Consider the following 19693-nt stretch of genomic DNA (forward strand, 5'->3'; position numbering starts at 1 on the left):
TGACTATTTCGTCGAAGCTGACTTCGGATGCCCTACAGCGATTCTGTGGTTGAGTTCTTACCTGCCACACCGGCAAGCCACTCAGCGCGGCCGAATCCCATCGAGTATCAGCGCCTGCAAACTCGTCAGCGCTTCTTCAAAAAACACCGGATCATCCAGCGTTTTGCCTGTAACTGCCTCGATCTGCACGCGGAAGTCGGCGTAGTGCTGCGTCGTGGCCCACAGCGAGAAGATCAGGTGACGGGGCTCGACCGGGGCCAGTTTCCCGGCGTCTATCCAGCCCTGGATGACCGCGACCTTGCTCTCGAAGAGCTCGCGCAAAGGCTGTTCCAACTCGCCAAGCATCAGCGGCGCGCCCTGCATGACTTCCATGCAGAACAACCGCGACTCGGCAGGATAATCACGGGAAAGCTCCAGTTTGACGCGCAGGTAGTCCTTTATCGCTTCGATCGGGTCCTGGTCCGCAGCAAATGTTTGCAAGGGCTGCAGCCAGACTTCCAGCAACTGCCGCAAAACGCTGACGTAGAGCTCTTCTTTGCTGTCGAAGTAGTACAGCAGATTGGTCTTGGAGACGTCGGCCGCGGTGGCGATCTGATCGAGGCTGGTGCCATACAAGCCGAAGCGGGAGAAAAGGCCGAGTGCGGCATCGATGACGGTCTCACGCTTACTTTCGATCATGCGCGAACGGCGGTCGACTGCGCTGGCACTGGGCTCGCGTGCCGAGCCTTTTATCTTGGCGGTCTTGCTGGCAGTCAGGCGTCGGCGTGGTGGTACGGGGGTCTGGTCTGTCACATCGCTACCGGTCGGGCTCAAACGGGCCGCTACTGTAGCGCGAGGCGAAGCATGCGCGCAGGAATGCCGACGGTCGACCTTATCGTTGCTCAACGGGCGCAGCGTCAGAGCAGCGCATGGACTGATCTGGCTATCCCACGAATCGCAGACCGCCTTTCAGGCCGACTCACACTCTGTCCTGCGCCTGTTTCAAACGCTGGGCTCAATCAGCCGATCTCCAGCTGGCTGCATGGACACCGCCTCATGTTGCATCGCAACGCGAATGTTATGTTATAACTATTGCATTCAATTTGCTGTGCACCTGCCATGACCGAAGCCGAACTCCTCGCCCTCCCTGCCGACGCCTATATGAACGAAGCCCAGCAAGCTTTCTTTCACGACTTGCTGCTGCGCCAACGCACGGAGCTGCAGGCGCGCATTGCCGAGGAATTTCAGCTGCTGCGCCACTACGAGCCCAGTAGCGACCCGTCCGACATCGGCACCACCGAAGAACAGCGCCAGTGGCAGCTGCGGCTGTTGGAAAGGGAAAAGAAGCTGCTCGACAAGATCGACGACTCCCTCGATAGCCTGGCCCGGGGCGACTACGGCTGGTGCGCCGAAACCGGCGAGCCGATAGGCCTGAAACGCCTGCTGCTGCGCCCCACTACGACGCTGTGCATCGAAGCCAAAGAGCGCCAATAAGAGCGCGAAAAACACCAACGAACCGCCTGAGAGATCGCCATGAATCGCCTCCCCGTCACTGTGCTGTCCGGCTTCCTCGGCGCCGGCAAAAGCACGCTGCTCAATCACATCCTGAAGAACCGTGAAGGTCGCCGCGTCGCGGTCATCGTCAACGACATGAGCGAGATCAACATCGACGTCGCCGAAGTCCAGCGCGACGTCAGTCTTAATCGCGCCGAAGAAAAACTGGTCGAGATGAGCAACGGTTGCATCTGTTGCACCCTGCGCGAGGACCTGCTTGAAGAGGTTGGCAAGCTCGCCCGCGAGGGTCGCTTCGATTATCTGCTGATCGAATCAACCGGCATTTCCGAGCCGCTGCCGGTGGCCGAAACCTTCACCTTTCGCGATGAACAGGGTCAGAGCCTCGCCGACCTTGCACGCTTGGACACCATGGTCACGGTAGTCGACGGGGTCAATTTCCTGCGCGACTTCCACGAAGCCGAGAGCCTGGCAAGCCGCGGCGAAACACTGGGCGAGGACGATGAGCGCTCCATCACTGAGCTGTTGATCGAGCAGGTGGAGTTCGCTGACGTCATCCTCATCAGCAAGATCGATCTGATCTCCAGCGCCGAGCGCGAGGAGCTCATCGCGATCCTGGGCCGTCTGAACACCCATGCCGAAATCCTGCCCATGAGCATGGGCAATGTGGCCCTGGCAAAGATCCTCGATACCGGCCGCTTCGACTTCGAGCGGGCCGCCCAGGCGCCGGGCTGGCTCAAGGAAATGCGCGGCGAGCACGTCCCGGAGACCGAGGAATATGGCATTGCCTCGACGGCCTACCTCGCGCGGCGGCCCTTCCACCCGCAGCGCTTTCACAGCTTCCTTAACCGCGAATGGACCAATGGCCGCCTGCTTCGCTCGAAGGGCTATTTCTGGTTGTCCAGTCGTCCGCAGGAAGCCGGCAGCTGGTCCCAGGCTGGCGGCCTGATGCGCTACGACTATGCTGGGCGCTGGTGGCGCTTCACACCCGAGGCCCAGTGGCCGGAAGACGAAGCATCACGCGCCGCGATCCAGCAAAAATGGACCGACGAATGCGGTGATTGCCGACAGGAATTGGTGTTCATTGGCCAGAACATCGACTTCCACCGCCTGCGCGCAGAACTCGACACCTGCCTGCTCAGCGACTACGAATGGAACCTTGGTCCAGAGCACTGGTTGCGCATGGATGATCCCTTCGCTCCATGGTTCGAGGAGGTCGCATGATGCTGGCGAGCCAATTGCCCTGGGCATCACCGCAGCAGGTGTTTGGTGACTCGTCTGCTGTGCTCGCCGATGCACTGATCGATGGTGTCAACTTGGCGGCCTGGCAGCGTCAGTTACCGTCTCAAATCGCTCACTTCGCCGGGGTGCTGCTGGCGCTGGACGAGCCCTTGTCCGAATCACTGACCGTCGAGCCAGACGCAAGCGGCACCGTATCGATGCCATCGTTGGCGGCAGCCTACCGTGGCGTCACCGGTCACAGCGAATTCCTCGCCGATGTAGCGTGGCTTGTCAGCGCCTTCACGTGCCTGCTTGAAGCACGGCGCATCGGGGTGCGCCTGCGTGTGTTGGACAAGCCCATGTGCCCCCGCTTCCACGTCGATCACGTGCCGCTGCGGTTGATCACCACCTATGCCGGCGCCGGCAGCGAGTGGTTGCACGAAGATGCCATGCCGCGTCACCGTCTGGGCGAGCCGGCTGCTGAACCGCATGACAGCCGAGACATTCAGCAACTGCTAGCAGGTGAAGTCGCGCTCTTCAAAGGCGAGAAATGGGCCGAAAACGAAGGCGCCGGCATCATCCACCGGTCACCGCTGACCTCCCTGGCAAACAAGCGACTGATCCTGACGCTCGATTGGCTGGCATGAAAAAGGGCCAATAGCTGCGCTAATCGGCCCTTGGGATGTAGCTCATTTCGATCAGGCAGCCATCTTTTCACACTCTTCGGCGCACTGGCGGCAGGCTTCGGCGCAGGCCTGGCAGTGGTCCATCTGATGGCTACCGCACTCTTCGGCACACTCGCGGCAGGCCTGGGCACAGATACGGCACATCTCCTTGGCCAACTTGCTGTCGCGTGCCATCAACGTGGCGGCGAGCGCGCAGAGGTCTGCGCAATCACGGTCGAGTTCGATGCAGCGAGCCATCATCTTGACGTCGTCTTCACGCAGGCAGGATGCGGCGCAGGTTTCGCATACGATGGCGCAGTTGGAACAGGCCTGAATGCAAGCCTCGTACTTGGAATTGAGCATTGGGGGTCCTCCAAGGTCGATGTTCGCGAATGGGGTGAGGGCTATCGCCCCGTCATAACATTCGTGCCGGGCACGCCGTCCGAAGTTCAGTTGGATCGACCCAATGGTCCAGTCACCCCATGGCGCGTTGTGCATCAGGTCCCAATCGGCGACCGTCGCCGCTACACTCCTCGCCCCCACTGGCCAGTTCCGCTATGCACATGACCTCCACTCTTGCCGCGCCTTGCGAATATCAGGAAACCATCCGCAAGAGCCGCTTCCTCGCCAAGGCTGCGCCCGTGTCCAGTGCCGAGGAGGCTCAGGCGTTCATCCAGGCGGTCAGCGACGCCAGCGCCACGCATAACTGCTGGGCGTGGAAGGTTGGCAATCAGTACCGTTTCAGTGATGACGGCGAGCCCGGCGGAACGGCCGGGCGGCCCATGCTGACCGCGATCGAAGGGCAGGAGTGCGACCAGGTGGTGGTGGTAGTGATTCGCTGGTTCGGTGGCATACAACTGGGTACCGGAGGCCTGGCACGTGCTTACGGCGGCTCAGCGGCGAAATGCCTGCAGGCCGGCGAGCGCGTCGAGCTGGTCGCCCGGGTTCGCTGCAGCTGTCATTGCCGCTTTGCCGAGCTGGCGCTGCTCAAGTCGCGACTGAGCGACTTCGATGCGTTGATCGAAAGCGAAACCTTCGACGCGGAAGGCGCTGAGCTGCAGCTGGCCTTCCCCGCGGCGCAACAACCACAGGTGCAGAAACTGCTGTCCGACATCAGCCGTGGCCGCTCGGAACTGCACCCGCTTGACCCTTGAGCATCCCCCCGTTGAACTGCGCGATATCAGAGAAGTCCCTATAACAGCGGCACTTGCCGTTGGGTCGGCGCATTCAGGCGTACGTGCCCCAACACAAACGAGTGGAAGTGCCGAGACACGCATTCCGCTGCGAAACAGGAGTCTGATGAATGAGAAGCAAATATAAGTGGCTGATCCCCGGCGCCGTACTGCTCACCACCCTTGGGATGGCAGGCTGCGACGTCGAGAAAACCGAAGAAGGCTCGCTTCCAGATGTTGAAGTCGAAGGCGGCAACATGCCGGAATACGACGTGGATGCGCCAGAAGTGGACGTAGGCACCAAGGAAAAAACCGTCACAGTGCCTGATGTCGATGTCACCATGCCCGACGACGACGAGCCGGACGTAGGTGAACCAGTGGAGCCACGCACCCCCGCCCCCACTCAGAACTGACAGACTGTAGAGCGTGCGCCTTACTGGCGCGTCTGCACTCGAAAGCCACGCTGCCCCAGGCAAGCGTGGCTTTTTTTCGTCCGCAGGTTGTCCACCGTTCGTGTGCATCACCTTGTGGATAACAATGGGAGAAATGCGGCAAGCCCAACGGCGACGCGGCCTCGATACTTGCGTTCATTTTTTAACCGAAACGCCAAAACAGTATCTCGGTGTGCACAAAACCATTGATTACCAAGCGTTTTTAGCTCAGAAAATCAATCAAAGCGGATGATTTCATACCGCCATTAAGCGCCTTTGCGGTTATCCGCAGAACAGGTGGACAAGATTGTGGATAACCGTTGGGCTAAGCGTGCTTAACCGCGCCCGCTCTCGCTTCGACGACCTTGCTCATTTTTTGCACAGTCCGAACGACTCGTGACCGAACTGAACGTGCAGCGCGGGAACATCAGTCCATCGGCAGCCAATCTGACCCTGGGGTCAATCCGGCCAGCGTGATTAAATGCGCCTTTTCCAGATGGGGAATCTCTCATGTACGACTGGCTCAACGCCCTACCGAAAGCCGAGCTTCATCTGCACCTCGAAGGCTCGCTCGAACCCGAGCTGTTGTTTCGCCTGGCTGAACGCAACAAGATCGCCCTCCCCTGGGATAACGTCGACGCGCTGCGCAGCGCCTATAACTTCGGCAACCTGCAGGAGTTTCTCGATCTCTATTACGCTGGCGCCGATGTGCTACGTACCGAGCAGGACTTTTACGACCTGACCTGGGCGTACCTGCAGAAGTGCGAAGAGCAGAACGTCGTGCATACCGAGCCCTTCTACGATCCGCAGACTCACACTGATCGCGGCATCCCCTTCGAAGTCGCGATGCGCGGTATCAGCGGCGCGCTGGCTGACGGCCGCGAGTTGCTTGGCATCAGCAGCGGACTGATCTTGAGCTTCCTGCGCCATCTGCCGGAAGAGGAAGCCTTCAAGACGCTGGAACAGGCGATGCCTTTCCGTGACGCCTTCTTCGCGGTCGGCCTGGACAGTTCCGAAATGGGACATCCACCGAGCAAGTTCGAGCGCGTCTTCGCCAAAGCCCGCGCTGAAGGTTTCCTCGCCGTCGCCCATGCCGGCGAAGAAGGCCCGCCGGAATACATCTGGGAAGCGCTGGACCTGCTCAAGGTCAGCCGCATCGACCACGGCGTGCGCGCATCCGAGGACCCGAAACTGATCGGGCGCCTGATCGACGAGCAGATTCCACTTACGGTCTGCCCGCTATCGAACACCAAGCTCTGCGTGTTCGACGACATGAGCCAACACAACATCCTGCAGATGCTGGAACAGGGCGTGAAGGTGACGGTGAACTCCGACGACCCGGCCTACTTTGGCGGCTACGTCACCGAGAACTTCATGGCACTGCATGAAAGCCTGGGCATGACCGAGGATCAGGCACGCCGGCTGGCACAGAACAGCCTCGACGCCCGCCTGGCCAAGTAATCGATAAGGGCCGCCGTGGGCGGCCCGTCAGTGGGCGAACGGCGCCAGCTGGATCAGCCGCTGGCATCGCTCGACCAGATGCTCATGCAACAGCCGCACCCGCTCGCCCAAATGAGCACGATGGGCACAGATCAGGTTCAGCGGCGTCGACTCGCCCAGCAGCTCCGGCAGCAGCACTACCAGTCGTCCCGTCTGTACATCCTGCGCGATGTCCAGCCAGGATTTATACACCACACCCCGCCCTGCCAGCGCCCAGCGGCGCACTACATCGGCATCGTCGCTGACGCGATCACCGCTCACCAGCTGCTCCAGCTCGCGGTGGCGGTCGTCGAGAAAGCACCAGCGCTCATGCACCCGCCCGGCCAACATGAATCGCAGACAATTATGGTCGACGAGGTCGGCCAGCGTGCGCGGCGATCCATGTGCCTCCAGGTAGCCCGGCGAAGCGCAGAGCACGCGCCGATTGGCCGCCGCCACCGGGACCGCCACCAGGCTGGAATCTTCCGGCTGGCCATAGCGCAGCGCGATATCGACCGGCTGCCGAAACAGGTCGGCATTGCGATCCGCCAATAACAATCGAAGGCTCAAGAGCGGGTGCTGCAGCTGGAACTCGTCCAGCCAGGGCAGAAGCACATTGCGGCCGAAATCTGACGGCGCTGACAGCTGCAGCGTGCCACTGATAGTCGCTTTACCGCCCGCAAGCAGTTGTTGACCCTCGACCAGGCTCTGCAAGGCCGAACGCGCATGGGGCAAATAGAGCTCGCCTTCGCCCGTCAGCCTCAGGCTCCGGGTCGAACGCACCAGCAAGCGGCAACCCAATTGCGCTTCCAGTCGCTTGAGCGCCGCACTGGCAACGGCCGGCGATAATTCCAACTGTCGAGCGGCGGCCGACAGGCTCCCCAGTTCAGCGGTCAGTACGAATACCTGTAGGTCATCGCTACGCAGCATTTTCAATATTCCATTGAAAGAGTCTCTGCGAAATATGCGGTTTTTCATCGCAGCGCGAAAGCCGAACATGGCGGTATTCAATGCTCAGCTCTAGAAGGAGACTCACGATGAAAGCCATCGGCTACCAACAATCCCTGCCAGTCGACGACGTGAATTCACTGATCGACATCGAACTGCCTGATCCCGCACCCGGCCCGCGCGACCTGCTTGTTGAGGTCCGCGCCATTTCGGTGAACCCGGTGGATACCAAGATCCGCATGCGTGTGCAGCCGGAAGCCGGTCAGTATCAGGTGCTCGGCTGGGATGTCGCCGGCGTGGTGCGCGCGGTGGGCAGCGAAGTCACCCTCTTCCAGCCCGGCGATGAGGTGTTCTATGCCGGCGCGCTGGACCGCCCCGGCGCCAACAGCGAGCTGCATCGGGTAGACGAACGCATCGTCGGCCGTAAGCCCGCAACACTTGATTTCGCGGCCGCAGCGGCGCTGCCGCTGACGTCGATCACCGCCTGGGAACTGCTGTTCGAACGTTTGCAAATCAGCGCAAGCAAAGATGAGCGTGACCAGCGTCTACTCATCGTCGGTGCAGCAGGAGGTGTCGGCTCGATCCTGACGCAGCTGGCGCGCCAGCTGACCGGACTGAAGGTAATCGGCACGGCCTCGCGCAGCGAAACCCAGGACTGGGTGCGAGAGTTGGGCGCTCATGAAGTGATCGATCACAGCCAGCCACTGGCCGCCGAGCTGCAACGAGTGGGCATCGCCGACGTCACCCACGTCGCCAGCCTGACCCACACCGACGTGCATCTGGCGCAGATCGTCGAGGCGTTGCAGCCTCAAGGGCGCCTGGCCTTGATCGATGATCCGGCAAGCCTCGACATCAGCCTGCTCAAGCGCAAGAGCCTGTCGCTGCACTGGGAGTTCATGTACACCCGTTCGCTGTACCAGACGCCGGACATGATCGCCCAGCACCAGTTGCTCAACCGGGTCGCCGAGCTGATCGATAGCGGTGTACTCAAAACCACGCAGGGAGAGCACTACGGCACGATCAACGCCGAGAACCTGCGTCGCGCCCATGCTTTCATCGAAAGCGGCAAAGCCAAGGGCAAGGTCGTCCTCGAAGGATTCTGACCTCTGGTCGGCTGGCGTGCCGCCTCAGGACGAGGCGGACTCCTGGCTGCGCTGCGTAATCGCGATCTGGCCGGTGTACCAGGCCAGACACGCCGCCAGGCCGGCACATACAGTGATTGCCAGGGCCATCGGCACCGCGGTGCCGTTATGCATCCAACCCACCGCTGCCGATGCAAAGGCAGCGACGCAGAACTGCATGCTGCCCATCAAGGCCGACGCCAGCCCCGCCTGCTTGCCCTGCTTTGCCATGGCACAAGCAGTCGCGTTGGGCAGGATGCTGCCAAGGCTCGCCAGCCCGGCGAACAAGGGGATCAGCAACGGCCACAGCGCATCGGGCTCGCTCAGCGCGATTAGCAGCAGCGCCGCGCCGCAAGCGAAGTAGAACCAAACCAGGCGCCTTAACCAGAAACCCGGACCGCGCAAGCGCAACAGCCGTGCATTGATCTGCGAAACGAGGATGAATCCAGCCGCATTGCTGCCGAACAGCCATCCGTAGTGCTCGGCCGGAACGCCATAAAGCTCGATGAAGACGAAGGGCGAACCGGCGATATAGGCGAACATGCCCGCCATGGCTACACCGCCGGAGAGCGCGAAGGCGATGAATTCGCCGTCACGAAACAACGCGACGTAGCGCCCGAAGGTACCGCTCAGGGCGTGTTTGGGCGCATCGGCCGGCAAGGTCTCCGGCAGCCGCATCGCGACTGCAACGCCGCACAGCGCACTGAATATCGTCAGCGAGACGAAGATCGCCTGCCAGCCAAAGGCGTTCATCAACAGCCCACCCGCCAGTGGTGCGAGGATCGGCGCCAGCCCCATCACCAGCATCAGTTGGGAAAAGACTTTGGCGCCCTGGACCGGATCGCAGCTGTCACGCACAACCGCGCGGGTCACCACGATGCCTGCACAGCCACCCAGCGCCTGGACGAAACGCGCGGCGATCAGCCAGTCCAGCGACGGCGCGAACGCGCACGCCAGCGACGCCAGAGTAAACAGCGTCACGCCCACCAACAGCGGCCAGCGCCGGCCATACCGATCCGCCAGGGGCCCATAGATCAACTGACCAAGGGCCAGGCCGATAAAGTAAGCCGCCAGCGACAGCTGAACGTGTTCCACGTCTGTGGCAAAAGCGCGCGCAATCGAGGGGAACGCTGGGAGATAGAAGTCGATGGCCAGCGGGCCAAAGGCGCTAAGAGCACCCAGAATGAGCAAAATCGGAAGGGGCATGGAGAGAACTCGCGAAGCGGAAAAAGCCGAAACGTCAACGCGCAGGGAAGTCGCGGTAGAGATCGATCATTTACAGAGAAGGTCAGATGCTGTTACATACACAGACGATTGTAAACATCCAAAGTTGCAGAAGTTGCAGAAGTTGAAGGACGAACTCCGCATAGCCCGCCCGCCAAGGCCTTATTCAATGCAGCGTCAGGCTGCCGTAGCTCTCACATGCGAAGAACCAAAGAAGACGCCGAAAAGACCCGTATCGCCCTGCTCGCCTCTGCCGAGCGGCTATTTCTCGACAAGGGTGTGGCGCATACCAGCCTGGATCAGATTGCCCGAGACGCCGGGGTGACTCGCGGCGCTGTGTATTGGCATTTCCAGAACAAGGCACATCTGTTTCATGAAATGCTCAACCAGGTTCGCCTGCCGCCGGAGCAAATGGCCGAGCGACTCTGCAGTTGCACCCAGCAGCAGCCGTTGCGAGCGCTGCATGAACTCTGCATCGAAGGCATCAGTGCACTGGGTCGGGACGAGCAGAAGCGCCGCGTGATGACCATTCTTCTGCACCGCTGCGAATTCACGGAAGAACTGCGCGAAGCGGAAGAACGCCACCACGCGTTCATCAATCTGTTTATCGAGCTATGCGAGAAACTGCTGGAGAGTGCCGCCGACAGTCTTTATCCAGGCATCACGCCAAAACTGGCCGCGCGCACCTTGCACGCGCTGATCGTCGGTGTGTTCAGCGACTGGACCCGCGACCCGACCCTGTTCGATCCGGAAAAGGATTGCGCCGCCCTGATCGACCCGGTGTTCCGTGGCCTAGTCAAGGACTGGGACAGTTCCGTCGCCCACTGACCTATCGCATAAAACCGCGGCAGCACCGGCTGCCGCGTATCGCGTCACTGGACCTGATAGCCCTCTTCTTCAATGGCCTCGCGGATAGCCGCCTCGTCCAGCCCACCCTCCACTCGCACCACTCCTGCCTCAAGATCGACATCAACCTTGGCACTGGGATCTCGGGACTGAATCGCCTGGGTCACGGCGCGCTGGCAATGCGCGCAAGTCATGCCTGTCACGTTGAACGTATGCATCAGGTGCTCCTCTCGTTTATTGACGACTTCAGCATGCTCAACCTTGCCACACTGACAGGGTCAATAGACTGGCTGCGACAACCTGTTACTCGACTTGACCTTCCCATAAGGTGAAGGTTGATCATCATCGGCATCAGGCCCATTCGGAGCGAACCATGACCAGCGCAACCTACACTCTGCCTATTACCGGCATGACCTGCGCCAGCTGCGCCGGGCGGGTCGAACGCGCCCTGCTGAAGGTGCCCGGCGTCGACAATGCGGCGGTGAACCTCGCCGCCGAGCAGGTCCGCGTGCAAACCCATGAAGGCGATATCGCCGCGCTGATACAAGCCGTGGAAAAGGCAGGTTACGGCGTGCCGGTGCAGACGCTGGAGCTGGCTATCGAAGGCATGACCTGCGCCAGCTGCGCCGGCCGTATCGAGCGCGCCCTGCTCAAAGTACCGGGCGTACGCAGCGCGTCGGTGAACCTGGCCAGCGAACGCGCACGCATCGAGGTGCTCGGCGCGGTAGACGCAACGGTACTGATCCAGGCCGTCGAAGCAGCCGGCTACAAGGCACAGGCCAGCAGCGATAACGAGCCCGCCACGGACACGAGCGACAGCCGTCTGCGCCGCGAACGCTGGGCAGTGATCGCCGCGTTGCTGCTGGCCGCGCCGCTGGTGATCCCGATGTTCGGCGACCTGCTGGGGCTGCATTGGATGCTGCCACCCTGGATTCAATTCCTCCTCGCCACACCTGTGCAGTTCATCCTCGGGGCGCGTTTTTATGTGGCCGGCTGGAAAGCCGTGCGCGCTGGCGCCGGCAACATGGATTTGCTGGTAGCGATCGGCACCAGCGCCGGTTACGGCTTGAGCCTCTACCAGTGGTGGGCCGCTGAGGCCGGGCAGATGCCGCATCTGTATTTCGAAGCGTCTGCTGTGGTGATCGCCCTCGTTCTGTTGGGCAAGTATCTGGAAAGCCGCGCCAAACGTCAGACCAGCGCGGCTATCCGTGCGCTGGAGGCGCTCAGGCCGGATCGGGCCTTACGGGTGGTCGACGGTCGTGAAGAGGACGTTGCCATCGCCGCCCTGCGCCTGGACGACCTGGTACTGGTCAAGCCTGGCGAGCGCTTCCCGGTGGACGGCGAGGTGGTCGAAGGTGAGAGCCAGGCCGATGAAGCCTTGATCAGCGGTGAAAGCCTGCCGGTGAACAAAGAGCCGGGCGACCGTATCACCGGTGGCGCGATCAACGGCGAAGGACGCTTGCTGGTGCGCACCACGGCCCTCGGCGGCGAAACGGTACTGGCGCGCATCATTCGGTTGGTGGAGGACGCTCAGGCGGCCAAAGCGCCCATTCAGAAGCTGGTGGACAAGGTCAGCCAGGTCTTCGTCCCGGCCGTATTGGTCATCGCCCTGATAACAGTCGCCGGCTGGCTGTTTGTCGGCGCTCCGGCTGAAGTTGCGTTGATCAACGCCGTTGCCGTGCTGGTAATCGCCTGCCCCTGCGCCTTGGGCCTTGCGACACCTGCGGCGATCATGGCGGGCACCGGCGTCGCCGCACGCCACGGCATTCTGATCAAGGACGCCGAGGCGCTGGAAGTCGCCCATGCCGTGACAGCCGTCGCCTTCGACAAGACCGGCACACTCACCTCCGGCAAGCCACGCGTCGTGCATCTGCATGCCGTGGACGGCGACGAAGCCACGCTGTTGCAACAAGCTGGGGCACTGCAACGCGGCAGTGAACATCCACTCGCTCAGGCAGTGCTCGACCGTTGCGCAGAACAAGGCATTACGGTCGCCGACGTTGAGCGCAGCCAGTCGCTAACCGGACGTGGCATCTCGGGCGACCTTGATGGCCGCTCGCTGGCGCTGGGTAATCGCAGGCTGATGGACGACAGCAGCCTGCAACCGGGCGAGCTGGCGGGCAAAGCCGAAGCATGGGAAAGCGAAGGCCGCACGCTGTCCTGGCTGATCGAGACTGCGCCGCAACCTCGCGTGCTCGGCCTGTTCGCGTTTGGCGACAGCCTCAAGGAAGGCGCCGCTGAAGCGATTGCGGCTCTCAACGCCCGGCATATTCGCAGCCATTTGATCACCGGTGACAACCGCGGCAGTGCGCGCGTAGTGGCTGAGGCGCTGCAGATCGACAGCGTGCATGCCGAAGTGCTGCCGGCCGACAAGGCCGCCACGGTCGCCGAGCTGAAAAAAGGCGGCGCGGTGGTGGCGATGGTCGGCGACGGCATCAACGATGCGCCAGCGCTGGCCGCAGCCGACGTCGGTATTGCCATGGGCGGCGGGACCGATGTGGCCATGCATGCCGCCGGTATCACCCTGATGCGCGGCGATCCTCGCCTGGTGCCCGCGGCACTGGAGATCAGCCGCCGCACCTACCGCAAGATCCAGCAGAACCTGTTCTGGGCGTTCATCTACAACCTGGTCGGTATTCCGTTGGCAGCGTTCGGCTTTCTCAGCCCGGTGGTGGCAGGCGCGGCAATGGCGCTGTCGAGTGTCAGCGTGGTCAGCAACGCATTGCTGCTCAAGCGTTGGGAGCCGAAGGACTAGCGTGCCGCCGCGCGTGGGCTGTGGTCGGCGCGCCGACGCAGCACACAACAGCCTCACACCGATTCGTCTGGATGCACACATGAACATTGGCCAAGCAGCAAAGAAAAGCGGGTTATCGGCAAAGATGATTCGCTACTACGAGTCCATCGACCTGATCTCCCCCGCCGGGCGCAGCGCCAACGGCTACCGTCACTACGGCGAGGAAGACCTGCACCGCCTTGCCTTCATCAAGCGCTCGCGCGATATGGGCTTCTCATTGGAGGAAGTGAGCAGGCTGCTCACGCTCTGGCAGGACCGCCATCGCGCCAGCGCTGACGTTAAGTCCCTGGCCGGCGCGCATATCGAGGCGCTCAATCAAAAGATCGCTGAACTGGTGGGGTTACGCGACACCCTGCAAGAGCTGGTCGACACCTGTCAGGGCGATGACCGGCCGGATTGCCCGATCCTCAAGGACCTTGAGTCTGGCTGCCGTAACGGAGCACGGAGCAACTAGAAGACCAGGACATGCGAGGCCCAAGCTAAGCAGCCAGTGCTTGGCGTTGCTATATGCTTAGCTCCCTAATAGAATCCGCGCCCCTCGCAAGGAGGCGGTCGCGGCATGCCCGCAACCGGTCGCTTGCCGCTTAAGTCGAGCATCACCACCGCCGCCTTGCCTCCAGGCCTCTGGCCTACCCGTATGCGCTTGTCTTCCCTCGGATCCGAATCAGCTGCCCTCGCGGGCGGCGAGCCATTCCTTTGAACGACACGCGCTGCCCCGCTTAACCCTTACCAGGCAAAACAGAACCTTGATGAAGAAATTGACCCTGGCGCTTACGTGCTTCGCACTGGTCGCCTGCTCCAAGCCCAATGAACCCGAAAAGACCGTGGATGCCCTGCTGATTGGCGGCGGCATCATGAGTGCCACCCTGGCGACCTATCTGCACGAACTGGAGCCGAGCTGGACCATGGAAGTTCATGAGCGTCTGCCGAGCGTGGCCGACGAAAGCTCCAATGCCTGGAACAACGCCGGCACCGGGCACTCCGCCTTCTGCGAGCTCAACTACACGCCGGAGAAAGCCGACGGCAGCATCGACATCAGCAAGGCCGTGAGTATTGCCGAGTCATTCGAAGTCTCCAAACAGTTCTGGGCTCATCAGGTGGAGCGCGGCGTGCTTCAGGAGCCGCGCCGATTCATCAATGCCGTCCCGCACATGAGCTTTGTCTGGGGCGAAGACAATATCGACTTCCTTCGCAAGCGCCACGCAGCCCTGCAACAGAGCCCGCTATTCAAGGGCATGGAATACTCCGAGCAGCCACAGCAGATCGCCGAGTGGGTTCCGCTGGTGATGAACGGACGCAGCGACGCCCAGCAGGTTGCAGCCACCCGCATGCCGATCGGCACCGACGTGAACTTCGGCGAGATCACCCGTCAGTTGTTCAACGCTCTGGGCAAAAGCGAGCAGGTCAAACTGCAGCTGCAGCATGAGGTACGCGACATCGTGCGCAACGATGACGGCACCTGGACCGTCGTCTCCGCGGATCTCGCTGACGGCGGGACCGAGACCAGCGTCAAGGCGCGCTTTGTCTTCATCGGCGCTGGCGGCGGCGCATTGAAGCTGTTGCAGATGGCCGACATTCCCGAAGCCAAGGGCTACGCTGGCTTTCCGGTAGGCGGCCAGTTCCTGATGACACGTAACCCCGAGGTTGTCGCGCAGCATCAGGCCAAGGTCTACGGGCTGGCGTCGGTCGGTTCGCCGCCGATGTCCGTGCCACACCTGGATACGCGCGTGATCGATGGTGAGCGAGTGTTGCTGTTCGGTCCCTTCGCTACTTTCTCGAGCAAATTCCTGAAGAACGGTTCGCTGATGGACCTCCCGGGTTCCTTGAGCACTGACAACGCCGTGCCAATGGTTCAGGCCGGCCTGGATAACCTAGATCTGAGCCAGTACCTGATCGGCCAGCTGATGCTTAGCCAGGAAGACCGTATCGCTGAGCTGAAGGATTACTTCCCTGAGGCCGATGCCAATGATTGGGAGCTGATCACCGCGGGGCAACGTGTCCAGATCATCAAGGACGATCCGGAAAAAGGCGGCGTGCTGCAGTTCGGTACTGAAATCGTCAGCGCTTCGGATGGCTCCATTGCGGCACTGCTCGGGGCCTCGCCTGGAGCGTCTACCGCTGCGCCCATCATGCTCACCTTGCTGAAAACCACCTTCAAGGCGCAGGTCGAGTCGCCTGAGTGGCAAGCTAAGCTCAACGACATGTTCCCGGCTTATGGCCGAGCCCTGAACGACGACCCGGCACTCACTGAGCAGGTTCGAGCCATGACCAGCGAGCAGCTGCAGTTAGCTGCCTCGACCGGCCACAACGAAGAGCTGCTGACTGACTGATGCAATCGATCAGAAAAACCCGCTGCGGCGGGTTTTTTTGTGACTTGCAGCCGCGGGCTTAACGTCGCAGTGACCTCGACAATCATTTGTCGTATTTATGGCGCCATATTAACAACGCACTAAAGTCTCGACTTTTCGGGCCGAAAACGCGGCGCACCGCAGCTGTCGACGGTCCGTCGCAGTTTCTCTGATCGTCTCTCGCAAGTGGATTTTGAATGAATAGCTGGTTTGGAAATATTGGCGTCAGCAGAAAGCTCGCCCTGGGCTTTGGCGCCGTCCTGGTTCTTACATTGGTTGTAGCCTGGAATGGCTGGGGCAGCCTGGGCAGCGTGATTCAACGCAGCAGCTGGATGACTGAGATATCGCATCTCAACGACACGCTGACCGACCTGCGCATCGCGCGGCTGCAATTCATGCTGGCAAACGGCGACACCGAGTCCACCGAGCGCCTGGACAAGAATTTGGGGATCTACCTGGCCCAGCAGACAAAACTGCTCAATACGTTCAAGAACCCCGTGAACGTGGCAATGCTCAAGGAGCAGGCCGGCTACAACGAGCGATACCAGCACTCGCTGAACAACATGCGTCAGAGCTACGTGCTGGCGAACGGATCGCAGCAAACAATCGACAGTGCAGCCGCACGCCTGAGTGAACTGACCAGCGCCGTCCATTCCCGCGTACTGCAGCTCCCCGAGTACGAAGACCAGCGCTTCGAGCAGCTTCGCGCAATTACCGATATCCGCGATGAGATCAAGCAGGCTCACTACCTACTGCGCATCTACATGGCTTCGTCGAGCGCTGAGAAAATACAAAACGTCTACAGCCAGCTCGATGCCACCGTGGCAACAATGGAGCAAAACCGTGGCGTGATCGATCTGAGCAACCGCGACGCCGTTGGCCAGATCCGCACCGTGCTTGGTGAATACCGCGCAGCAATCGAAAGCCTGGTCAGCGCCACCCAGGCGATTGCAAAGGCACGCCAGGAAATGACCGACCAGCAGAAGGAAATCGTGCGCCTCAGCGATGAATTGTACGACTTCCAGCTAAACCGCCTGGACATCGAAAGCGGTGAAGCGCGCAACAGGCTCGTCGTCAGCACAGCGCTGGCACTGCTGCTCGGGGTGCTTGCAGCGTGGTTGATCACCCGCCAGATCATTTTCCCGCTGCGCACTACCATGGCGGATGTCGAACGCATTGCTTCGGGCGATCTGACTGCCACTGCAAAGATCACCCGCAGCGACGAGTTGGGTGTCCTGCAGCAAGGCATCCAGCAGATGGGTACCACCTTGCGTGAGCTGATTGGCGGCATACGCGACGGTGTAAGCCAGATCAGCAGCGCGGCCGAAGAACTATCGGCTGTCACCGCCCAGACCAGTGCCGGGGTCAACAGCCAGAAGGAGGAAACCGATCAGGTCGCGACCGCCATGCATGAAATGTCGGCCACCGTTCAAGAGGTCGCACGCAACGCCGAACAGGCCGCGCAGGCAGCAACCGAGGCCGATCACGAAGCACGTGAGGGTGATCGGGTCGTAGCCGAAGTGGTGGAGCAGATTGAGCGCATGGCCAGTGAAGTCATCCGATCCTCTGAGGCGATGACCGCCCTGCAGAGCGACAGCGACAAGATTGGCAGCGTAATGAACGTGATCCGCGCCGTGGCCGAGCAGACCAATCTGCTGGCGCTTAACGCTGCAATCGAAGCAGCACGCGCAGGTGAAGCCGGACGCGGGTTTGCCGTGGTCGCCGACGAAGTGCGCGGCCTGGCGCAACGTACGCAGAAATCCACCGAGGAAATCGAAGGGTTGGTGACGGCGCTGCAGGGCGGCACGCAACAGGTGTCAGCGATCATGCAGAACAGCCGCAACCTCACCGAAAGCAGTGTCGAGCTGACCCGCCGCGCCGGCACATCACTGGCACGCATCACCAGCACGGTGTCGAACATCCAGGCCATGAACCAGCAGATCGCCACGGCCGCCGAAGAGCAGAGCGCCGTAGCCGAAGAGATCAGCCGGAGCGTGGTGAACGTGCGCGATGTGTCGGAGAGGACTGCCGCGGCCAGCGATGAAACGGCCGCGTCTAGCGTAGAGCTTGCACGTCTGGGCAGTCAGCTGCAGACGATGGTCAGTCGCTTCCGCATCTGACCTGCCTGAAACGACGAGGCCAGGCATTGCGCCTGGCCTCGTGGTGACTCGTTTGCGTGATCAGCTTGCCTGCGTCTGCAGATAATTCTGCAAGCCGATTCGATCGATCATCCCGAGCTGCTGCTCCAGCCAGTAGGCGTGATCCTCTTCGGTGTCCATCAGCTGCAATTCTAGAATTTCACGCGTCTGGTAATCGCCATGCTGCTCGGCCAGCGTGATGCCTTTGGCCAAGGCTTCGCGCACCTTGTATTCGAGTGCCAGATCGGCTCGCAACATCTCGGGGACCGTTTGGCCTGGATGCATCGCCTCAGGCGTCATGTCCGGAGTGCCTTCAAGGAACAGGATGCGTTTGAGCAACGCGTCGGCGTGCTGGGTTTCCTCTTCCATCTCGTGATTGATCCGCTCGTAGAGCTTGGTGAAGCCCCAATCGGCATACATCCGCGAATGCAGGAAATACTGATCGCGCGCCGCCAGCTCCCCACGCAGCAGTTCTTTCAGATATTCGATGACCTGTGGCTGACCTTGCATTGCGACTCTCTCCTGCACTGACATTTTGAACGCTGAGCAATGATACGCCCAATCGGCGGCAGATTGACCGCAGCCCCATTGCCGCAGGCAAAACCGACTGACCGACGGGTCACTTCAGCATAGTCCGAACTCCCGAGCCAGAGCGGGGTTCTACTGGTTCTGTCGCGGCGTTTCGCATTGGCACCGCGATGTCTTGCTCGTCCCTATCGCCCAGGAGAACGGATGCCGCTTTTATCGTCGAGAGGCCACTCACCGCATCTCAATATCACCGCTTCGATCTGCATGTTGCTGGCGCTGTCTGGCTGCTCCGAGGACACGGAACCTGCGCAAGTCCCGCCACGTGTCGCTTTCGTCGAGCCCCTGCAGCGCATTGATAACGGCCCCGAGGCGCTGCGCTTTCCGGGGGTGGTCGATAGCGTGACCAGCACGCAGCTGGCATTTCAGGTGCCGGGCCGCGTCGAGCAGATCCTCGTCGACGAGGGTGAACGCGTTGAAAAAGGTCAGCCGGTGGCCAAGCTCGATGACACCGACTACGAGCTGCAACTGCGCGAAGCCGAGGCACGGCTGCGCCAGCTGGAGGCAGACCTGACCCGCAAACGCGCCCTTTTGGCCGAGGGGATTCTCGCTCCGGCCGCGGTCGAACCGCTGCAGGCCAATGTGGTGGCGGCGCGGGTCGCCCGTGACAGCGCCCTTCGTAACGTCAATCACAGCACGCTGGAGGCACCGTTCGATGGCGTGGTCGCGCGGCGCCTGGTCGAACCGGACATGGTGGTTGCCACAGGCTCGCCCGTACTGGAACTGCAGAACAACCAGCACATCGAGGTCGCGGTCGACCTGCCAGAGAGCGCGGCGCTGAGCATTCCACTGAACAGCACATTGGAGGCCGTGGGCGAACTGGTCATCGCCGACCTGACCCTGCCACTGGCCTACAAGGAACACAGCACCCAGCCTCGCGAGGGCTCACGCACCTACAACCTGACATTGCAAGGCGAGCCGCCGGCGGACTACAACCTGCTGCCGGGAATGGCCATGCGGGTTCGCCTCCAGCGGCCTGCCGCCTCGCAAAGCGATACGCCGCCGCGTTTTCGCCTGCCGCTCAACGCGGTGCAAACAGCGCCAAACGGCAGCCATTACCTCTGGTTGGCGGTGGACGGTCATGCCCAGCGCCAGGACTTGCAGCTCGAGCGCATCGAAAACGATCACGCGGTGGTCAGCGGCGAGCTGAACAACGACATGCTGGTGGTGGTGGCGGGCGGCAGCAAGCTGTCGGAAGACCAGCCGATCAAAGCCGAACGGCGGAAGTAA

Annotated in this window: 19 protein-coding genes and 1 pseudogene; 14 read left to right on the top strand and 6 right to left on the bottom strand. The window is 61.4% G+C overall.

Features of this window, described 5'->3' with window-relative positions; all coding sequences use genetic code 11:
• Positions 1–81 precede the first annotated feature (81 nt).
• Entirely contained in the window at positions 82–732 is a 651-nt protein-coding gene (rutR, locus tag ACQKEK_RS05915) for an HTH-type transcriptional regulator RutR (RefSeq protein WP_499142210.1), read from the bottom strand.
• Positions 733–1098: 366 nt separating this feature from the next.
• Here rutR and dksA point away from each other — a divergent pair, with 366 nt between their 5' ends.
• Genes dksA through ACQKEK_RS05930 form a run of 3 tightly spaced genes read left to right on the top strand, consistent with a single transcriptional unit; the run spans position 1099 to position 3359 of the window.
• Positions 1099–1473, top strand: a complete 375-nt coding sequence (gene dksA, locus ACQKEK_RS05920) for an RNA polymerase-binding protein DksA (protein WP_499141553.1) — start codon at positions 1099–1101, stop codon at positions 1471–1473.
• A 39-nt stretch (positions 1474–1512) separates the two neighbouring features.
• Positions 1513–2715, top strand: a complete 1203-nt coding sequence (gene zigA / locus ACQKEK_RS05925; protein WP_499141555.1) for a zinc metallochaperone GTPase ZigA — start codon at positions 1513–1515, stop codon at positions 2713–2715.
• The gene (locus ACQKEK_RS05930) at positions 2715–3359 is read left to right on the top strand and encodes a DUF1826 domain-containing protein (RefSeq protein ID WP_499142211.1); all 645 of its coding nucleotides are present in this window, start codon (positions 2715–2717) and stop codon (positions 3357–3359) included. The genes zigA and ACQKEK_RS05930 overlap by 1 nt, the downstream gene beginning before the upstream one ends.
• A 51-nt stretch (positions 3360–3410) precedes the next feature.
• Here the strand turns inward: ACQKEK_RS05930 and ACQKEK_RS05935 are convergent, their stop codons facing one another.
• Positions 3411–3740, bottom strand: a complete 330-nt coding sequence (locus tag ACQKEK_RS05935) for a four-helix bundle copper-binding protein (RefSeq protein ID WP_128120113.1) — start codon at positions 3738–3740, stop codon at positions 3411–3413.
• 200 nt (positions 3741–3940) lie between these two features.
• Between ACQKEK_RS05935 and ACQKEK_RS05940 the strand changes: the two genes are divergently transcribed.
• The 3 genes from ACQKEK_RS05940 (at position 3941) to ACQKEK_RS05950 (ending at position 6441) form a co-directional block, all read left to right on the top strand.
• On the top strand, positions 3941–4531 hold the full coding sequence (locus tag ACQKEK_RS05940; RefSeq protein WP_499141557.1) for an IMPACT family protein: 591 nt from the start codon (positions 3941–3943) through the stop codon (positions 4529–4531).
• Positions 4532–4680: 149 nt separating this feature from the next.
• Positions 4681–4962 (top strand): hypothetical protein, encoded by a 282-nt coding sequence (locus ACQKEK_RS05945; protein WP_499141559.1) that lies wholly within the window; start codon positions 4681–4683, stop codon positions 4960–4962.
• A 528-nt stretch (positions 4963–5490) separates the two neighbouring features.
• Positions 5491–6441, top strand: coding sequence for an adenosine deaminase (locus tag ACQKEK_RS05950; protein ID WP_499141561.1), 951 nt, complete (start codon positions 5491–5493; stop codon positions 6439–6441).
• A 27-nt stretch (positions 6442–6468) separates the two neighbouring features.
• On the opposite strand, the gene ACQKEK_RS05955 is transcribed toward ACQKEK_RS05950, so the two are convergent.
• Positions 6469–7389 carry a LysR family transcriptional regulator gene (locus ACQKEK_RS05955; protein WP_499141563.1) on the bottom strand — a complete coding sequence of 307 codons (921 nt, stop codon included), beginning with the start codon at positions 7387–7389 and terminating at the stop codon, positions 6469–6471.
• A gap of 107 nt (positions 7390–7496) precedes the next feature.
• Between ACQKEK_RS05955 and ACQKEK_RS05960 the strand changes: the two genes are divergently transcribed.
• Positions 7497–8510: a zinc-binding alcohol dehydrogenase family protein gene (locus ACQKEK_RS05960; protein ID WP_499141564.1), complete on the top strand. Its 1014-nt coding sequence runs from the start codon at positions 7497–7499 to the stop codon at positions 8508–8510.
• Positions 8511–8534: 24 nt separating this feature from the next.
• On the opposite strand, the gene ACQKEK_RS05965 is transcribed toward ACQKEK_RS05960, so the two are convergent.
• Positions 8535–9734: a multidrug effflux MFS transporter gene (locus tag ACQKEK_RS05965; protein ID WP_499141566.1), complete on the bottom strand. Its 1200-nt coding sequence runs from the start codon at positions 9732–9734 to the stop codon at positions 8535–8537.
• A gap of 216 nt (positions 9735–9950) precedes the next feature.
• On the opposite strand from ACQKEK_RS05965, the gene ACQKEK_RS05970 reads away from it, so the two are divergent.
• Positions 9951–10580 carry a TetR family transcriptional regulator gene (locus tag ACQKEK_RS05970; RefSeq protein ID WP_045424521.1) on the top strand — a complete coding sequence of 210 codons (630 nt, stop codon included), beginning with the start codon at positions 9951–9953 and terminating at the stop codon, positions 10578–10580.
• Positions 10581–10624: 44 nt separating this feature from the next.
• Here the strand turns inward: ACQKEK_RS05970 and ACQKEK_RS05975 are convergent, their stop codons facing one another.
• The gene (locus tag ACQKEK_RS05975) at positions 10625–10816 is read right to left on the bottom strand and encodes a heavy-metal-associated domain-containing protein (RefSeq protein ID WP_499141567.1); all 192 of its coding nucleotides are present in this window, start codon (positions 10814–10816) and stop codon (positions 10625–10627) included.
• A 155-nt stretch (positions 10817–10971) separates the two neighbouring features.
• Here ACQKEK_RS05975 and ACQKEK_RS05980 point away from each other — a divergent pair, with 155 nt between their 5' ends.
• The 5 genes and pseudogenes from ACQKEK_RS05980 to ACQKEK_RS06000 all read left to right on the top strand — a co-directional run bounded on the left by ACQKEK_RS05980 (position 10972) and on the right by ACQKEK_RS06000 (position 17860).
• Positions 10972–13353 carry a heavy metal translocating P-type ATPase gene (locus ACQKEK_RS05980; protein WP_499141569.1) on the top strand — a complete coding sequence of 794 codons (2382 nt, stop codon included), beginning with the start codon at positions 10972–10974 and terminating at the stop codon, positions 13351–13353.
• 79 nt (positions 13354–13432) lie between these two features.
• Positions 13433–13846 carry a Cu(I)-responsive transcriptional regulator gene (cueR, locus tag ACQKEK_RS05985; protein ID WP_499141571.1) on the top strand — a complete coding sequence of 138 codons (414 nt, stop codon included), beginning with the start codon at positions 13433–13435 and terminating at the stop codon, positions 13844–13846.
• Positions 13847–14141: 295 nt separating this feature from the next.
• A complete protein-coding gene (mqo, locus tag ACQKEK_RS05990) occupies positions 14142–15722 on the top strand; it encodes a malate dehydrogenase (quinone) (protein WP_499141573.1) in 1581 nt (526 codons plus the stop codon).
• Between the two features lie 350 nt (positions 15723–16072).
• Positions 16073–17005: pseudogene (locus ACQKEK_RS05995) on the top strand (methyl-accepting chemotaxis protein); the annotation flags it as partial.
• Positions 16997–17860, top strand: a complete 864-nt coding sequence (locus tag ACQKEK_RS06000; RefSeq protein WP_499142212.1) for a methyl-accepting chemotaxis protein — start codon at positions 16997–16999, stop codon at positions 17858–17860. The pseudogene ACQKEK_RS05995 and the gene ACQKEK_RS06000, both read left to right, overlap by 9 nt.
• 60 nt (positions 17861–17920) lie before the next feature.
• On the opposite strand, the gene bfr is transcribed toward ACQKEK_RS06000, so the two are convergent.
• Positions 17921–18388 (bottom strand): bacterioferritin, encoded by a 468-nt coding sequence (gene bfr / locus ACQKEK_RS06005; RefSeq protein WP_045424510.1) that lies wholly within the window; start codon positions 18386–18388, stop codon positions 17921–17923.
• A 222-nt stretch (positions 18389–18610) separates the two neighbouring features.
• Between bfr and ACQKEK_RS06010 the strand changes: the two genes are divergently transcribed.
• A complete protein-coding gene (locus tag ACQKEK_RS06010; RefSeq protein ID WP_499141575.1) occupies positions 18611–19693 on the top strand; it encodes an efflux RND transporter periplasmic adaptor subunit in 1083 nt (360 codons plus the stop codon).

Origin of the sequence: Pseudomonas sp. NPDC077408, from assembly GCF_050269105.1 — a bacterium.
Lineage (GTDB): Bacteria > Pseudomonadota > Gammaproteobacteria > Pseudomonadales > Pseudomonadaceae > Stutzerimonas.

Coding starts and splice junctions, on each gene's coding strand:
- dksA (WP_499141553.1), top strand. CDS start 1,099: ATGACCGAAGCCGAACTCCTCGCCCTCCCTGCCGACGCCTATATGAAC.
- zigA (WP_499141555.1), top strand. CDS start 1,513: ATGAATCGCCTCCCCGTCACTGTGCTGTCCGGCTTCCTCGGCGCCGGC.
- ACQKEK_RS05930 (WP_499142211.1), top strand. CDS start 2,715: ATGCTGGCGAGCCAATTGCCCTGGGCATCACCGCAGCAGGTGTTTGGT.
- ACQKEK_RS05935 (WP_128120113.1), bottom strand. CDS start 3,740: ATGCTCAATTCCAAGTACGAGGCTTGCATTCAGGCCTGTTCCAACTGC.
- ACQKEK_RS05940 (WP_499141557.1), top strand. CDS start 3,941: ATGACCTCCACTCTTGCCGCGCCTTGCGAATATCAGGAAACCATCCGC.
- ACQKEK_RS05945 (WP_499141559.1), top strand. CDS start 4,681: ATGAGAAGCAAATATAAGTGGCTGATCCCCGGCGCCGTACTGCTCACC.
- ACQKEK_RS05950 (WP_499141561.1), top strand. CDS start 5,491: ATGTACGACTGGCTCAACGCCCTACCGAAAGCCGAGCTTCATCTGCAC.
- ACQKEK_RS05955 (WP_499141563.1), bottom strand. CDS start 7,389: ATGCTGCGTAGCGATGACCTACAGGTATTCGTACTGACCGCTGAACTG.
- ACQKEK_RS05960 (WP_499141564.1), top strand. CDS start 7,497: ATGAAAGCCATCGGCTACCAACAATCCCTGCCAGTCGACGACGTGAAT.
- ACQKEK_RS05965 (WP_499141566.1), bottom strand. CDS start 9,734: ATGCCCCTTCCGATTTTGCTCATTCTGGGTGCTCTTAGCGCCTTTGGC.
- ACQKEK_RS05970 (WP_045424521.1), top strand. CDS start 9,951: ATGCGAAGAACCAAAGAAGACGCCGAAAAGACCCGTATCGCCCTGCTC.
- ACQKEK_RS05975 (WP_499141567.1), bottom strand. CDS start 10,816: ATGCATACGTTCAACGTGACAGGCATGACTTGCGCGCATTGCCAGCGC.
- ACQKEK_RS05980 (WP_499141569.1), top strand. CDS start 10,972: ATGACCAGCGCAACCTACACTCTGCCTATTACCGGCATGACCTGCGCC.
- cueR (WP_499141571.1), top strand. CDS start 13,433: ATGAACATTGGCCAAGCAGCAAAGAAAAGCGGGTTATCGGCAAAGATG.
- mqo (WP_499141573.1), top strand. CDS start 14,142: ATGAAGAAATTGACCCTGGCGCTTACGTGCTTCGCACTGGTCGCCTGC.
- ACQKEK_RS06000 (WP_499142212.1), top strand. CDS start 16,997: ATGGGTACCACCTTGCGTGAGCTGATTGGCGGCATACGCGACGGTGTA.
- bfr (WP_045424510.1), bottom strand. CDS start 18,388: ATGCAAGGTCAGCCACAGGTCATCGAATATCTGAAAGAACTGCTGCGT.
- ACQKEK_RS06010 (WP_499141575.1), top strand. CDS start 18,611: ATGCCGCTTTTATCGTCGAGAGGCCACTCACCGCATCTCAATATCACC.